At 66.5% G+C, this 15,462-nt stretch carries 11 protein-coding genes and 2 tRNA genes; 8 read left to right on the plus strand and 5 right to left on the minus strand.

Features of this window, described 5'->3' with window-relative positions; all coding sequences use genetic code 11:
- From VJV41_RS26600 to VJV41_RS26610, 3 genes are all read left to right on the plus strand, one after another.
- Positions 1-6,246, plus strand: a 6,246-nt coding sequence (locus VJV41_RS26600; RefSeq protein ID WP_325338870.1) for a polyketide synthase, incomplete at its 5' end; no start/stop codon positions are given.
- A 15-nt stretch (positions 6,247-6,261) separates the two neighbouring features.
- Positions 6,262-6,654, plus strand: coding sequence for a holo-ACP synthase (locus VJV41_RS26605; protein WP_325338872.1), 393 nt, complete (start codon positions 6,262-6,264; stop codon positions 6,652-6,654).
- 102 nt (positions 6,655-6,756) lie between these two features.
- Positions 6,757-8,103, plus strand: a complete 1,347-nt coding sequence (locus VJV41_RS26610) for a dipeptidase (protein ID WP_325338874.1) — start codon at positions 6,757-6,759, stop codon at positions 8,101-8,103.
- On the opposite strand, the gene bcp is transcribed toward VJV41_RS26610, so the two are convergent.
- A complete protein-coding gene (gene bcp / locus VJV41_RS26615; protein ID WP_325338876.1) occupies positions 8,080-8,553 on the minus strand; it encodes a thioredoxin-dependent thiol peroxidase in 474 nt (157 codons plus the stop codon). The genes VJV41_RS26610 and bcp overlap by 24 nt on opposite strands.
- A 90-nt stretch (positions 8,554-8,643) precedes the next feature.
- Between bcp and VJV41_RS26620 the strand changes: the two genes are divergently transcribed.
- Together VJV41_RS26620 and VJV41_RS26625 are read left to right on the plus strand one after the other, a co-directional pair.
- Positions 8,644-8,871: a DUF3618 domain-containing protein gene (locus VJV41_RS26620; protein WP_325338927.1), complete on the plus strand. Its 228-nt coding sequence runs from the start codon at positions 8,644-8,646 to the stop codon at positions 8,869-8,871.
- Positions 8,872-9,386: 515 nt separating this feature from the next.
- Complete coding sequence (locus VJV41_RS26625; RefSeq protein WP_325338878.1) at positions 9,387-9,638, plus strand: hypothetical protein; 252 nt, start codon at positions 9,387-9,389, stop codon at positions 9,636-9,638.
- Positions 9,639-9,653: 15 nt separating this feature from the next.
- Here VJV41_RS26625 and VJV41_RS26630 read toward each other — a convergent pair.
- Positions 9,654-9,726 (minus strand) — tRNA-Lys (locus VJV41_RS26630).
- A 156-nt stretch (positions 9,727-9,882) separates the two neighbouring features.
- Between VJV41_RS26630 and VJV41_RS26635 the strand changes: the two genes are divergently transcribed.
- Complete coding sequence (locus tag VJV41_RS26635) at positions 9,883-11,100, plus strand: L,D-transpeptidase (RefSeq protein ID WP_325338880.1); 1,218 nt, start codon at positions 9,883-9,885, stop codon at positions 11,098-11,100.
- Positions 11,101-11,118: 18 nt separating this feature from the next.
- On the plus strand, positions 11,119-12,114 hold the full coding sequence (locus VJV41_RS26640; protein ID WP_325338882.1) for an amidohydrolase family protein: 996 nt from the start codon (positions 11,119-11,121) through the stop codon (positions 12,112-12,114).
- A gap of 53 nt (positions 12,115-12,167) precedes the next feature.
- On the opposite strand, the gene VJV41_RS26645 is transcribed toward VJV41_RS26640, so the two are convergent.
- Both VJV41_RS26645 and orn read right to left on the minus strand, forming a co-directional pair.
- A tRNA-His gene (locus VJV41_RS26645) sits at positions 12,168-12,240 on the minus strand.
- Between the two features lie 39 nt (positions 12,241-12,279).
- Positions 12,280-12,927, minus strand: coding sequence for an oligoribonuclease (gene orn / locus VJV41_RS26650; RefSeq protein WP_325338884.1), 648 nt, complete (start codon positions 12,925-12,927; stop codon positions 12,280-12,282).
- 70 nt (positions 12,928-12,997) lie between these two features.
- Between orn and VJV41_RS26655 the strand changes: the two genes are divergently transcribed.
- Entirely contained in the window at positions 12,998-14,569 is a 1,572-nt protein-coding gene (locus VJV41_RS26655) for a helicase HerA-like domain-containing protein (protein ID WP_325338886.1), read from the plus strand.
- 72 nt (positions 14,570-14,641) lie between these two features.
- On the opposite strand, the gene cmrA is transcribed toward VJV41_RS26655, so the two are convergent.
- Positions 14,642-15,448, minus strand: coding sequence for a mycolate reductase (gene cmrA, locus VJV41_RS26660; protein ID WP_325338887.1), 807 nt, complete (start codon positions 15,446-15,448; stop codon positions 14,642-14,644).
- Between the last annotated feature and the right edge of the window lie 14 nt (positions 15,449-15,462).

Here is a 15,462-nt window from a genome sequence, read left to right on the forward strand (position 1 = left end):
CTTAGCGTCCCGCTCTCCGACATCTGGATCAACATTCGCTTCACGCTGCCGTCCTGCACGGTCGACGGCGGTATGCCGGTTGTTACGGTCGAAGACGCGTCGACCGCAATGCGTTCGGTGCTCGCGATCGCCGCAGGCGCCGACGGACCCGACGCGCTGCCGCAGGTGCACGACGGCACCGCGACTGTCACCGTCGACTGGGATCCCGAACAGGTCGCTGACCACACTGGTGTCACCGCGACGTTCGGCGCGCCGCTGGCGCCGGGCCTCAAGATGGTTCCCGACGCTCTGGTCGGTCACTGCTGGCCCGCGGTCTTCGCGACCATCGGCTCGGCGGTGACTGAGGACGGCTTCCCGATCGTCGAAGGCCTGCTGAGCCTGGTGCATCTCGATCACGCCGCACATCTGCTGGCGCCGATGCCGAAGACGACAGCCGAATTGACCGTCACCGCAACGGTTTCCGCGGCCAGCGACACCGAGTACGGCCGCGTGATCCCGGTGTCGGTGACCATCGCCGATGCCAAGGGCACCGTGCTGGCCAAGCTGGAGGAGCGGTTCGCGATCCGCGGCCGCACCGGCGCGGCTGAACTCGCCGATCCGCCGCGTGCGGGTGGGGCGATCACCGACAACGCGACCGACACTCCGCGCCGCCGTCGCCGCGACGTCACCGTCACGGCGCCGACCGATATGAGCGCGTTCGCCGTGGTCTCGGGTGATCACAACCCGATCCACACCGATCGCGCCGCCGCGCTGCTGGCAGGGCTGAAATCCCCGATCGTGCACGGCATGTGGCTCTCGGCGGCCGCGCAGCACGTCGTCGCCGCAACCGACGGCAAGCCCGCGCCGCCGGCCCGTGTCGTCGGCTGGACGTCGCGGTTCCTGGGCATGGTGCTGCCCGGCGACGAGATCGACTTCCGCGTCGAGCGGGTCGGCATCGACCGCGGCGCGGAGATCGTCGAGGTCGCCGCGCGGGTCAACAACGAACTTGTGATGTCGGCGACCGCGCAGCTGGCCGCCCCGAAGACCGTCTACGCGTTCCCGGGCCAGGGCATCCAGCACAAGGGCATGGGTATGGAGGTGCGGGCCCGGTCCAAGGCCGCCCGCAAGGTGTGGGACAACGCCGACAAGTTCACCCGCGAAACCCTGGGCTTCTCGGTGCTGCACGTGGTCCGCGACAACCCGACCAGCCTGATCGCCAGCGGTGTGCACTACCAGCATCCCGAGGGCGTGCTGTATCTGACGCAGTTCACTCAGGTCGCGATGGCGACCGTCGCGGCTGCGCAGGTCGCCGAGATGCGAGAGCAGGGTGCGTTCGTCGAGGGCGCGATCGCCTGCGGCCACTCCGTCGGTGAGTACACGGCACTCGCGTGCGTGAGCGGTGTCTACGAAATGGAGGCGCTGCTGGAGGTGGTGTTCCACCGCGGCAGCAAGATGCACGACATCGTTCCGCGCGACCACCTGGGCCGCTCCAACTACCGGCTGGCCGCGATCCGCCCGTCGCAGATCGATCTCGACGATGACGCTGTCCCCGCCTTCGTCGACGAGATCTCCCAGCGCACTGGCGAATACCTGCAGATCGTGAACTTCAACCTGCGTGGTTCGCAGTACGCGATCGCGGGCACGGTTCGCGGCCTCGAGGTGCTCGAGGAAGAGATCGAGAAGCGCCGCGAGATCACCGGCGGCAAGCGGTCGTTCATCCTGGTGCCCGGTATCGACGTGCCGTTCCACTCCTCGGTGCTGCGGGTCGGTGTGGCCGACTTCCGGCGCTCGCTGGAGCGCGTCATGCCGCGCGACCAGGATCCCGACCTGATCGTCGGCCGGTACATCCCGAACCTGGTGCCCAGGCTGTTCAGCCTGGACCGCGACTTCATCCAGGAGATCCGCGATCTGGTGCCGGCCGAGCCGCTCGACGAGATCCTCGCCGACTACGACACGTGGATCACCGAGAAGCCGAGTGACCTGTGCCGCAAGGTCGTCATCGAGCTTCTGGCCTGGCAGTTCGCCAGCCCGGTGCGGTGGATCGAGACACAGGATCTGCTGTTCATCGAGGAGGCTGCCGGCGGGCTGGGTGTCGAGCGGTTCGTCGAGATCGGTGTGAAGTCCGCGCCAACCGTCGCGGGCCTGGCCACCAACACGCTGAAGCTGCCCGAGTATTCGCACAACACAACCGAAGTGCTGAACTCGGAGCGGGATGCCGCGGTGTTGTTCGCCACCGACACCGATCCGGAGCCGGAGGATGACGTCGAGGACACGCCGGCACCAGCAGCTGAGGCTGCGCCCGTCGAGGCCGCCGCACCGGCTGCCCCGGCCCCTGCGCCCGCCGCTCCCAGCGGAGGCCCGCGCCCCGACGACATCGGTTACGACGCGGCCGATGCCACCACGGCGCTGATCGCGTTGTCGGCGAAAATGCGCATCGACCAGATCGAGCCACTGGACTCGATCGAGTCCATCACCGACGGTGCGTCGTCGCGACGCAACCAGCTACTGGTGGATCTCGGGTCCGAGCTCAACCTCGGCGCCATCGACGGCGCCGCGGATGCCGACCTGGCCGGCTTGAAGGGTCAGGTCACCAAGCTGGCCCGCACCTACAAGCCTTACGGCCCAGTACTTTCCGATGCGATCAACGACCAGTTGCGTACGGTGCTCGGCCCGTCGGGCAAGCGGCCGGCCTACATCGCCGAGCGGGTCAAGAAGACATGGGAGCTCGGCGACGGCTGGGTCAAGCACGTGACGGTCGAGGTGGCGCTGGGCACCCGTGAGGGATCCAGCGTTCGCGGTGGCGCACTCGGCGGGCTGCACGACGGTGCGCTGGCCGACGCGGCGACCGTCGACAAGGTCATCGACGCCGCGGTTTCCGCCGTGGGCGCGCGTCAGGGCATATCGGTGTCACTGCCGTCGGCCGCCGGTGGCGGTGGCGGCGTTGTGGACTCGGCCGCTCTGGGCGAGTTCGCCGAGCAGGTCACCGGCCGCAACGGCGTACTGGCCTCAGCGGCCCGTCTGATCCTCGGCCAGCTCGGCCTGGACACCCCGGTCAGCGCGCCCGAGGCGACCGACGCCGAGCTCATCGACCTCGTCACGTCCGAATTGGGTTCGGACTGGCCGCGTTTGGTGGCCCCCGTGTTCGACGGCCGCAAGGCGGTGCTGTTCGACGACCGCTGGGCCAGCGCCCGCGAGGACCTCGCCAAGCTGTGGCTGCTCGACGAGAATGAGATCGACGCCGACTGGCCGCGGCTTTCGGAGCGGTTCGAGGGCGCCGGTCACATCGTCGGCACCCAGGCCACCTGGTGGCAGGGCAAGGCCCTGGCAGCGGGCCGCAACATCCACGCGTCGCTGTATGGGCGTGCCGCCGCGGGTGCGGAGAATCCGGGTAAGGGCCGCTACAGCGACGAGGTCGCGGTGGTCACCGGTGCGTCCAAGGGGTCGATCGCCGCGTCGGTGGTGGCTCAATTGCTGGACGGCGGTGCGACGGTCATCGCCACGACGTCCAAACTCGACGACGACCGGCTGGGCTTCTATCGCACGCTCTACCGCGACAATGGGCGGTTCGGCGCGAAGCTGTGGGTGGTCCCCGCCAACATGGCGTCCTACACCGACATCGATGCGCTGGTGCAATGGGTCGGTTCGGAGCAGACCGAAAGCCTTGGGCCGCAATCGATTCACCTCAAGGACGCGCAGACGCCGACACTGCTGTTCCCGTTCGCGGCGCCCCGGGTGGCCGGTGATCTGTCCGACGCCGGGTCGCGCGCCGAGATGGAGATGAAGGTGCTGCTGTGGGCCGTGCAGCGGCTCATCGGTGGGCTGTCGCACATCGGTGCCGAGCGCGACATCGCCGCTCGGCTGCACGTCGTGCTGCCGGGCTCGCCGAACCGCGGCATGTTCGGTGGCGACGGCGCGTACGGCGAGTCGAAGTCCGCGCTCGACGCTCTGGTGACCCGGTGGAAAGCCGAGTCGTCGTGGGCGCAACGAGTGTCGTTGGCCCACGCGCTCATTGGCTGGACCAAGGGCACCGGGCTGATGGGCCACAACGACGTCATCGTTGGTGCGGTCGAGGAAGCCGGTGTGACGACGTACACCACAGACGAGATGGCCACCATGCTGTTGGCGCTGTGCGACATCGAGTCAAAGGTCGCCGCGGCACGCGAACCGCTACAGGTCGACCTGACCGGTGGTCTCGCCGAGGTGGAAATCGATCTGACCGAGATGGCCGCCAAGGCCCGGGAGGAGATGACATCCGAGGCGACCGCTGACGACGCCGATGAGCACGGCACCATCCGTGCCCTGCCCTCGCCGCCGCGCGGCTACAAGGCGTCGCCGCCGCCGGCGTGGGACGACATCGATGTCGACGCGGCCGACCTCGTCGTCATTGTCGGCGGTGCCGAGCTCGGGCCCTATGGCTCGTCGCGGACCCGCTTCGAGATGGAGGTCGACAACGAGCTGTCGGCGGCCGGTGTGCTGGAGCTGGCCTGGACGACGGGCCTGGTCAAGTGGGAAGACGACCCGACGCCGGGCTGGTACGACAGCGAGACCGGCGAGCTGGTCGACGAGGGTGAACTGGTCGAGCGCTACCACGACACGGTCGTCGAGAAGGTCGGCATCCGGGAGTGGGTCGACGACGGAGCGATCGATCCCGATCACGCCGCGCCGCTGCTGGTGTCGGTGTTCCTGGACAAGGACTTCACGTTCGTCGTGTCGTCGGAGGCCGATGCCCGCGCGTTCGTGCAGTTCGATCCGGAGCACACCATCATCGCTCCGGTGCCCGACAGCGCCGACTGGCAGGTCACCCGCATGGCCGGCACCGAGATCAGGGTGCCGCGCAAGGTGAAGCTCTCGCGGACCGTCGGCGCGCAGATCCCGACCGGGTTCGACCCGATGGTGTACGGCATCACGCCCGACATGGCTTCGTCGATCGACCGGGTGGCGCTGTGGAATCTCGTCACCACCGTCGACGCGTTCCTGTCCGCCGGTTTCACGCCGTCCGAGCTGATGCGCTGGGTGCACCCCAGCCTGGTGGCCAGCACGCAGGGCACCGGCATGGGCGGGCTCACGTCGATGCAGACCATGTACCACGGCAACCTGCTCGGCCGGAACAAACCGAACGACATCCTGCAGGAAGTCCTGCCGAATGTCTTTGCCGGACATGTGGTTCAGAGCTACATCGGCAGTTACGGCTCGATGATCCACCCGGTCGCCGCCTGCGCGACGGCCGCGGTGTCGGTCGAGGAGGGCGTCGACAAGATCCGGCTCGGCAAGGCCGAGTTCGTGGTGGCCGGTGGCTATGACGATCTGACGCTGGAGGCGATCATCGGGTTCGGTGACATGGCGGCCACCGCCGACACCGAGGTGATGCGCGCCAAGGGCATCAGCGATTCGAAGTTCTCCCGCGCCAACGACCGGCGCCGTCTCGGGTTCGTCGAGTCACAGGGCGGCGGCACGATCCTGCTGGCCCGCGGCGACCTCGCGGTCCAGATGGGCCTGCCGGTCATGGCCGTGGTGGCCTACGCGTCGTCGTTCGGTGACGGCGTGCACACGTCGATCCCCGCTCCGGGGCTCGGCGCGCTGGGTGCGGGCCGAGGCGGACGCTCGTCACAGCTGGCACGTTCGCTGGCCAAGCTCGGCGTCGGCCCCGACGACATCGCGGTGGTGTCCAAGCACGACACCTCCACTCTGGCCAACGATCCGAACGAGACGGAGCTGCACGAGCGGCTTGCCGACTCGCTGGGCCGCTCGCCGGGCGCACCGCTGTTCGTCGTCTCGCAGAAGAGCCTGACGGGCCACGCCAAGGGCGGTGCCGCGGCGTTCCAGATGCTGGGCATGTGCCAGATCCTGCGTGACGGCGTCATTCCGCCGAACCGCAGCCTGGACTGCGTCGACGACGAGCTGTCAGGCGCCGCGCACTTCGTGTGGTTGCGCGACACCCTGCGGCTGGGCGAGAAGTTCCCGCTGAAGGCGGGCCTGGTCACCAGCCTCGGCTTCGGTCACGTGTCGGGCATGGTGGCGCTGGTGCATCCGCAGGCGTTCTTGGCGGCGCTCGATCCGGAGACGCGACGGGATTACAAGCAGCGCGCGGACGCGCGTGTGCTCTCCGGTCAGCGCAGGCTGGCGTCGGCGATCGCAGGCGGGCGCCCGCTGTACGAGAAGCCGGCCGATCGCCGGTTCAGCAGCGAGGCCCCGGAGAAGCGGCAGGAAGCCGAGATGCTGCTTGACCCGTCCTCGCGGCTGGGTGACGACGACATCTATGTGCGGTGAGATAGCGTCTCGGGCATGGCGATAGTCGGGGTGGGGATCGACCTGGTCTCCATCCCCGATTTCGCCGAGCAGGTCGATCAGCCCGGTACGGTTTTCGCCGAGACGTTCACGCCCGGTGAGCGCCGCGACGCCGCCGACAAGAGTTCGTCGGCGGCACGGCACCTGGCGGCGCGGTGGGCAGCCAAGGAAGCCGTCATCAAGGCGTGGTCGGGTTCGCGATTCTCCAAGCGGCCGGTGCTGCCCGAGGGCATTCACCGCGACATCGAGGTCATCACCGACATGTGGGGCCGGCCCAAGGTACGGCTCACGGGCGCGATCGCCGAGCACCTGAAGAACGTGACGATTCACCTGTCGTTGACGCATGAGGCCGACATGGCCGCCGCGGTTGCCATTCTCGAGGAGCGCTAGCTCTTTCACCGCGAGCGTGCGTGTCTGTACCCAGACACGCCGCAAAGCACGCGCATTCTGCGCACGCTCGACACCCGCGAGCGTGCAACTAGCCTGACTCCTATGAGTGATTTGGTCGAGCGCGTACGTGAGGTGTTGCCGTCTGTGCGACGCGACCTGGAAGATCTTGTGCGCATCGAGTCGGTATGGGCCGACCCGGCGCGCCGCGCTGAGGTGCATCGGAGCGCCGAGGCGGTGGCAAAACTGTTGTCGGATGCGGGCTTCGGCGATGTGCAGATCGTCAGCGAGGGCGGCGCCCCGGCCGTCATCGCCCGGCACCCGGCCCCACCGGGCGCGCCGACGGTGCTGCTGTACGCCCATCACGATGTGCAGCCGGAGGGCGATCACGCCCAATGGCACACGCCGCCGTTCGTACCGACGGAGCGCGACGGTCGCCTTTACGGTCGCGGCTCCGCTGACGACAAGGCCGGCATTGCAACACATTTGGCGGCCTTTCGCGCCCACGGCGGCAAACCACCCGTCGGTGTGACGGTCTTCGTCGAGGGCGAGGAGGAGTCCGGTTCGCCGTCGCTGTCTGCGCTGCTGGCCGCGCATCGCGATGCGTTGGCCTCCGACGTGATCGTCATCGCCGACTCGGACAACTGGAGCGTCGACGTTCCGGCGCTGACGGTGTCGCTGCGCGGGCTGGCCGACTGTGTGGTGGAGGTGGCCACGCTGGATCACGGCCTGCACTCGGGCCTGTGGGGAGGCGTGGTGCCCGACGCGCTTTCTGCACTGGTGCGACTGCTGGCCAGCCTGCATGACGACGACGGCAACGTCGCGGTCGAAGGACTATATGAAGGCAGTGCCGCCGACGTCGAATACTCGGCGGAACGCGTGCGCGAGGAGGCCGGCCTGCTCGACGGCGTGTGTGAAGTCGGGTCTGGCTCAGTGCCGCAACGACTTTGGGCCAAACCGGCGATCACGGTCATCGGCATCGACACCACACCGATCGACAAGTCGTCGAACACGTTGATTCCGCGCGCGCGGGCCAAAGTCAGCATGAGGGTCGCGCCAGGAGGCGACGCACACGAGCATCTCGCGGCCCTGACGCGTCACCTCGAACAGCACGCGCCGTGGGGCGCTCAGGTGACGGTCACACCCGGTGATGTCGGCCAGCCCTATGCGATCGACGCCAGCGGCCCCGTCTACGAGGCGGCACGCACTGCCTTCCGGCAAGCCTGGGGCACGGAGCCGGTCGACACCGGTGTCGGTGGCTCGATCCCGTTCATCGCCGAGTTCGCCGGGGCCTTTCCGTCGGCCAAGATCTTGGTCACCGGCGTGGAAGATCCTGGGACACAGGCACATAGCATCAACGAGAGCCTGCACCTTGGGGTGCTGGAGCGCGCCGCAACGGCCGAGGCGCTGCTGTTGGCGAACCTCGGGTCAAACGGACAGGTCGCGCCGTAGCTTGGCGACGTGGCCGGTGGCGCGGACGTTGTACTGCGCCTCGGCGATCTTGCCCTTCTCGTCGATGACGAACGTCGAGCGGATGACACCCTGAACGGTCTTGCCGTACATGGTTTTTTCGCCGTAGGCACCCCACTCGGTGAGCACCTTGCGGTCCGGATCCGATAGCAACGGAAAGGTCAGCTTCTGGTCGTCGCGGAACTTCGCCAGCTTGGCTGGCTTGTCGGGGGAGATCCCGATGACGTCCAGCCCCGCGCCGTTGAGTTCGCTGAGGCTGTCGCGGAAGTCGCAGGCCTGCTTGGTGCATCCCGGCGTCGCCGCGGCAGGGTAGAAGTACACGATGACCCGGCGGCCCTTGTAGTCCGCGAGCTTGACCGTGTTGCCGTCGGCGTCGGGCAGGCTGAACGCGGGGGCTTTGTCGCCTACTTGAAGGCGCGGGGTCTGCGGCATGCGTTGGTGTCCCTTCTTCGACCGGTGCGCGTCAACGAGCGCGCGGGCTGATCTAGGGTAGTGCGGCAGGACGGCGAGTTGGAGGGCACAGTGGCGGACCGGGATCCCGAGGTCATCAAGCAGGAGATCGATAAGGCTCGCAATCAGTTGGCGTCCACCGTGGACAACCTCGCCGAGCGGGCCAACCCGCGCAGGATCGCTGACGACATCAAGGCGGGTGTCGTGCGATTCGTCAAGAAGCCGGCAGTCGCGATTTCGCTGGCCGGAGTAGGTGTGGTGGTCGTCGTGGTCGTGGTGCGCCGGATCAGGCAGCGCTGACGGGCTTTGCCCGGCCGCGACGTCCGGTTCGGAACCAGTGGGCGAACGAGAAGCTGGGGGGATTGGCGACGCGGCCAAGACGGCTGCAGCTGAGTACCAGCACCGGCCGTTGCGCAGTTACGTCGTCGGCCGCATGCATATTCGACACATCCGTCGAAAACGCTGCGCGATCCTGCGGCATCAGCTAAGACCTCGTTTCGTACCTTAGATCACCGGCTCACAGGCCTGTAGTGCATTCTAGCTAATGTGCAGTGTAGCACCGGCGCATCTCTTTACGCAGGATATCTAGCATCTGATCCGATGAGCACGCGGCATCCGTTACCGATATTCGCCCTTGACGGACCCGCGACATAAGTCAGGTTATGTGAGTGTTAGCACATCCTGGAGCCTGGTGGAGACCGATTCTGGCAGGTAGGACCGCATCGGTGCGTAAGCAACAGAATTCAGCTTGCCGATCGCTGTTGCGGGGCGACCCCAACCGCGCGCGTCAGCGCCCTTGATGTGAAGATGACGGCGTGATCGATGAAGCCGACACCGCACAGGCCAGGGAGCTGCTGCAAGCGCTGCACAAGGAGGTCGAGGACATCTCACAGAAGCTGGAATCCGTCGAGAGCCGAATTCATGCGATACAGGGCCGAGCTTCGGCCGCCGCGCGGCGAAAGGGCGCCGGCCTGCGGCGCGAGCTCTACGAAGCGCATCGGCTGATCGATGGACTGCACCGCCGCTTCCCGGATGCGCGGATTGCGGCGGGCCGCGTCCCGAAGTGAATTTTTCGAGCTGAGTGCGCCGTCAGGGTTTCGAACCCCGGACCCGCTGATTAAGAGTCAGCTGCTCTACCAACTGAGCTAACGGCGCGCGTGTGCGACAATAACAGGACTTGCGGCAAGGGTGAAATTCGACCGCTCGCACCTCCTGGGAGCGACGCCGCAGTCGCGCCCGTAGTTAAGTTTGCCCTTAGACTATTGCCAAGATCGTCTGTCCGTGCGACCTGGTTGCGAGGTGGAGCAAAGAATGTGGCAGGTCCGAACAGTGGCCCGTCCGCGCCGCATGCGTATATGGCTGGCGGTTTCGCTACTGCCCGCCATCGTGCTCGGGTTGGGCGCCTGCAGCAGCCCTGCAGCTCCGCCGAAGCCGCAAGTCATCACCGATAAGGGCACGCCTTATGGCGACCTGCTTGTGCCGAAGCTCACTGCGTCGGTGAAGGACGGCGCGGTCGGCGTGACGGTCGACGCACCCGTGACGGTCACCGCAGAGGACGGCGTGCTGGGCGCGATCACGATGACCAACGAGGACGGGGAGCCGGTTGCCGGCAAGCTCAGCCCCGACGGCCTGACCTGGACGACGGCCGACCCGCTTGGCTACAACAAGCGCTACACCTTGAATGCGCAGTCGCTGGGCCTGGGCGGTGTCACCAGCCAGCAGATGACCTTCCAGACGCATTCGCCGGAAAACCTGACCATGGCCTACGTGCTGCCCAACGAGGGTGAGGTCGTCGGCGTCGGTCAGCCGGTCGCGGTTCAGTTCGACGAGAACGTCCCGAACCGGCTGGCCGCTCAGAAGGCCATCAAGATCACCACCAACCCTCCGGTCGAGGGTGCGTTCTACTGGCTCAACAACCGCGAAGTGCGTTGGCGCCCAGAGCATTACTGGAAGCCCGGCACCACCGTCGACGTTGCGGTGAACATCTACGGCGTCGATCTCGGCGACGGATTGTTCGGCCAGGAAAACGTCACCACACACTTCACCATCGGTGACGAGGTGATCGCGACCGCCGACGACACCACCAAGATCGTGACGGTTCGGCGCAACGGTGAAGTGGTCAAGACCATGCCGACGTCGATGGGCAAGAACAGCACCCCGACGAACAACGGCGTCTACATGGTCGGTAACCGGTTCACCCATATCATCATGGACTCGTCGACATACGGCGTTCCGGTCAACTCTCCCAACGGATATCGCACCGACGTCGATTGGGCGACGCAGATCAGCTACAGCGGCATCTTCGTGCACTCGGCGCCGTGGTCGGTCGGCAGTCAGGGCTACACGAACACCAGTCACGGCTGTCTCAATGTCAGCCCGAGCAACGCGGTCTGGTTCTACGACAACACCAAACGCGGTGACATCGTCGAAGTGATTAACACGGTGGGATCGACTCTGCCGGGCACCGACGGGCTGGGCGACTGGAACATTCCGTGGGAGCAGTGGAAAGCCGGTAACGCCAACGTCTGAGCGCGTAATCTCTCGGCCGTGCCGTTGATTGCGCTCGAGGAGCACTACGCCTGGGATCCGGTCAGCGCCGACAACACCGTGGCGACCTGGCTGCGGTCCAACAACACGACCGCCTACGACCGGCTCTACGACCGCGGCCCGCTGCGGCTGGAGCAGATGGACGCTGCGGGCATCGACTTTCAGATCCTGTCGCTGTTCGACCCGGGCGTGCAGGAAGACGACGACGCGGCGCGCGCGATCGACTATGCGCGCCGCGCCAACGACAACCTCGCCGAGACGGTGCGCGAAAACCCCGACCGCTTTGGCGCTTTCGCGACACTGGCCACCCAAGACCCGGATGCGGCCTGCGAGGAATTGCGGCGTGCCGTCACCGACCTCGGCTTCGCGGGCGCGTTGATCAACGGGCGAACACACGGCCGATACCTCGATGATCCGGCGTACGAGGAGCTCTTTGGGCGAGCAGAGACGCTGGGTGTGCCGATCTATTTACATCCGACGACGCCGCATCCCGCCGTCATGGACGCGTGGTTCGCGCCGTACGTCGATGACGGCCTGCACCTCGCCTCGTGGGGTTTCGCGGTGGAGGCGGGAACACACGCTCTGCGGCTGATCTACTCCGGGCTGTTCGACCGTCATCCCCGCCTACAGATGATCCTCGGTCATCTCGGAGAGATGTTGCCGTTCTCGGCGTTTCGGACCGACAGGTACTACGGCCTGGGCGGCGGCGACGGTGGCGGAAAGCTGCAGCGGCTGCCGTCCGACTATCTGCGTGACAACTTCTATGTGACGACGAGCGGCAACTTCTCACCGGCGGCATTTGCCTGCACGCTCGAGGTGATGGGTGCAGACCGGGTCATGTTCTCGGTCGACTACCCGATGGACGACAACAAGGACGGTGCGGACTTCATCACGTCGTATCCAATGGACGAGGCCACGCGCGCGAAGGTGTCGTGCGGCAATGCGGCGCGGCTGTTCGGGGACAAGATTCCGGCACGGCTGCGGGAGGCCGGCTGACTCCACAATGACACGGAGCCCCGGCGTTTTGCCGAGGCTCCGTGTCGTATCGGGGTGGCTGACGGGACTCGAACCCGCGACATCCAGGATCACAACCTGGTGCTCTACCAACTGAACTACAGCCACCATCTCCGCGAGCCGGTGAGGACAAGCGGCCCGTCGATATTAGCCGCTCGGGCGCTCCGCGGCCGAATCCATAACGTCCGAGTCACCCTCGTTCGTTCCCAGTTCCTGCGCGATCGCCGCGATATCGCTGGTCGACGGCCCCGGCGGGGGGACGAACGCGGTTCGCCGGTAGTACTTGAGCTCGCGAATCGACTCGTGGATATCGGCCAGCGCGCGATGGGCAAGCCCCTTCTCGGGCTGACCGAAGTAGATGCGGGGGTACCAGCGTCGGCACAGCTCCTTGATGGAGCTCACGTCGATCATCCGGTAGTGCAGGTAGTCGTCGAGCTTGGGCATGTCGCGGGCGATGAACCCGCGATCGGTGGCGATCGAGTTGCCGGCCAGGGGAGCGGTCTTGGCCTGTTTGACGTGGGTGCGGATGTAGTCGAGCACCAGCTCCTCGGCGGCGGGGATATCGATTGTCGACGCGCGCACCTCCTCGATGAGGCCCGATCGGGTGTGCATCTCGGTCACCACCGGGATCATCGACGACAGCGCGGCGTCGTCGGCGTGGATGACCACGTCGATGCCGTCACCCAGGATGTTTAGCTCGGCGTCGGTGACTAGCACCGCAATCTCGATGAGCCGGTCGGTCCTGAGATCCAGGCCGGTCATCTCACAGTCGATCCACACCAGTTCGTCACGCACAGCGCTCACAGTATTCCCACACCCGACAAGTGGGCGCCAACGGCGCTCCGTCGCCAGTAATGTTCGAGCCATGACGACCGAGTCGACAGCCACTCCCGCCCAGCAGATCGCCGCAGGTTACGCCGTCGAAGGACAGGCATTGGACCTCGGCGCCGTCGTCGTCGACGGGACGTGTGACGCGACCGCCCAGGTCCGCATTCCGCTGGCCATGGTCAACCGCCACGGCTTGGTCGCGGGCGCGACCGGTACCGGCAAGACGAAGTCACTGCAGGTGCTGGCCGAACAGCTGTCGGCGGCCGGTGTGCCGGTGTTGATGGCCGACGTCAAAGGCGACCTGTCGGGGTTGTCGCAGCCCGGTGTGGCCAACGACAAGACCGAGCAGCGGGCCAAGGACACCGGTGACTCGTGGACGCCGACCGCCTTCCCGGTCGAGTTTCTGTCACTGGGAACGTCGGGCATCGGGGTTCCGGTGCGTGCGACGATCTCCAGCTTCGGGCCGATTCTCCTGTCAAAGGTGTTGGGTCTCAACGCCACCCAGGAGTCCACGCTCGGCCTGATCTTCCACTGGGCCGACCAGAAGGGGCTGTCGCTGCTGGACCTCAAGGACCTGCGCGCAGTCATTCAGTACCTGACCAGCGACGACGGCAAGCCCGAGCTGAAGACCCTTGGTGCGGTGTCGCCGACGACCGCGGGCGTGATCCTGCGCGCCCTGGTCAACCTCGAGGCCGAGGGCGCCGACACATTCTTCGGTGAGCCGGAGCTCGAGCCCAAGGACCTGCTGCGTACGGATGCCCAGGGCCGCGGCATCGTCAGCCTTCTCGAGCTCGGCAATCAGGCCGCCCGGCCGGTGATGTTCTCGACCTTCCTGATGTGGGTGCTGGCCGACCTGTTCACAACGCTGCCCGAGGTCGGTGACGTCGACAAGCCCAAGCTGGTCTTCTTCTTCGACGAGGCGCATCTGCTTTTCACCGACGCGTCCAAGGCGTTCCTCGAACAGGTCGAGCAGACGGTCAAGTTGATCCGCTCCAAGGGAGTTGGCGTGTTCTTCTGCACGCAACTGCCGACCGACGTGCCCAACGACGTGCTCAGCCAGCTCGGCGCGCGAATCCAACATGCGCTGCGCGCATTCACCCCCGACGACCAGAAGGCGCTCGCGAAGACCGTGCGCACATATCCGAAAACCGATGTGTACGACCTGGAGTCGGCATTGACGTCGCTGGGCATAGGCGAAGCGATCGTCACCGTGCTCTCCGAGAAGGGAGCGCCGACGCCGGTGGCGTGGACGCGGATGCGTGCGCCCCGCTCGTTGATGGACACCATCGGACCGGATGCAATCGCCGCCGCGGCGAAAGCCAGTCCACTGCAGGCGGAGTACGGCCAGACCGTCGACCGCGACTCCGCCTATGAGCGGCTGAACGCGCGGTTGGCGCCCCCCGAGGCCGCGCCACCGCCCGCCGCAGAGGCCCCAGTCGGCCTGCCGCCCGCGGAGGGCGAGGTGAAATCGCGTGATACGGCCCAGCCCGGAATGGTGGAGGAAGTTCTGCAGAGCTCGGCGTTCAAGAGCTTTCTGCGGTCCGCGGCCACGGTGGCTGGCCGCGAGATCACCCGAAGCGTCTTCGGTACCGGCCGACGCCGCCGCTGAGGTCGCCTCGCCAAAACTGCGGGCAGATCGCGATTTCACGAAAATTCGCGATCTGACAGCAGTTTCGACAGGCTAGCCGCCGCCGAGCTTCTTGTAGACCGCGCCGACGATCGGCGTGACGATGGCGCGTGGGGCGTAGCCGCTGGCCACCGACATCGCCTTGGACGTCACGCCGGGCACGATGCGCATCTTGTTGCGCTCCAAGCCATCCAGCGACAGCTTCGCGGTGTACTCGGTCGAGATCCACAAGAAGTCCGGGATCAGCTTCTCGACGAGTGATTGCTCGTGCTCATCGGGCAGCGTCTCGCGCACCGGACCGGGCGCCAGCACCGTGACGTGCACGCCGTCGCGCTTGAGCTCACCGCGAAGTGACTCGCTGAACGTGTTGACGAACGCCTTCGTCGCCGCATATGTCGCGTTGTTCGGAATCGGCGAATTGCCCGCTGCCGAACCGGAAATCAGGATGCCGCCCGCCTTGCGTGAAACCATTCCCGGCAGCACGGCCAGCACAAGGTCATGCACGCCAAGGACATTCAGCTGCACCTGCGCCTTCTCCCCGGCGGGATCCAGGGCCGCCACTGGGCCGAACGTCGCGGTGCCTGCGTTAGCGCACAGGATCGAGATTTCGCGAACCGAAAGCTCGTCGCACAGCTTGGCGCGTTCGGCCGGATCGGCCAGATCGATGGGGCGAACCTCGACGATGACCCCGTACTGCTCGGTCAGCCGGTCCGCCAACGCCCGCAGCACATCCTCGCGGCGTGCCGTGACGATCAGGTTGTGCCCGCGAGCGGCAAGCTCGATGGCCAGCGCCTCGCCGATGTTCTGCGACGCGCCCGTGACGACAGCGCGGGCATCCGCGTTGGGAGCGGGTACTGGCATGGGCCGGACTATAT

It is taken from the genome of Mycobacterium sp. (assembly GCF_035274705.1).
In the GTDB taxonomy this organism is placed as follows: Bacteria; Actinomycetota; Actinomycetes; order Mycobacteriales; family Mycobacteriaceae; genus Mycobacterium.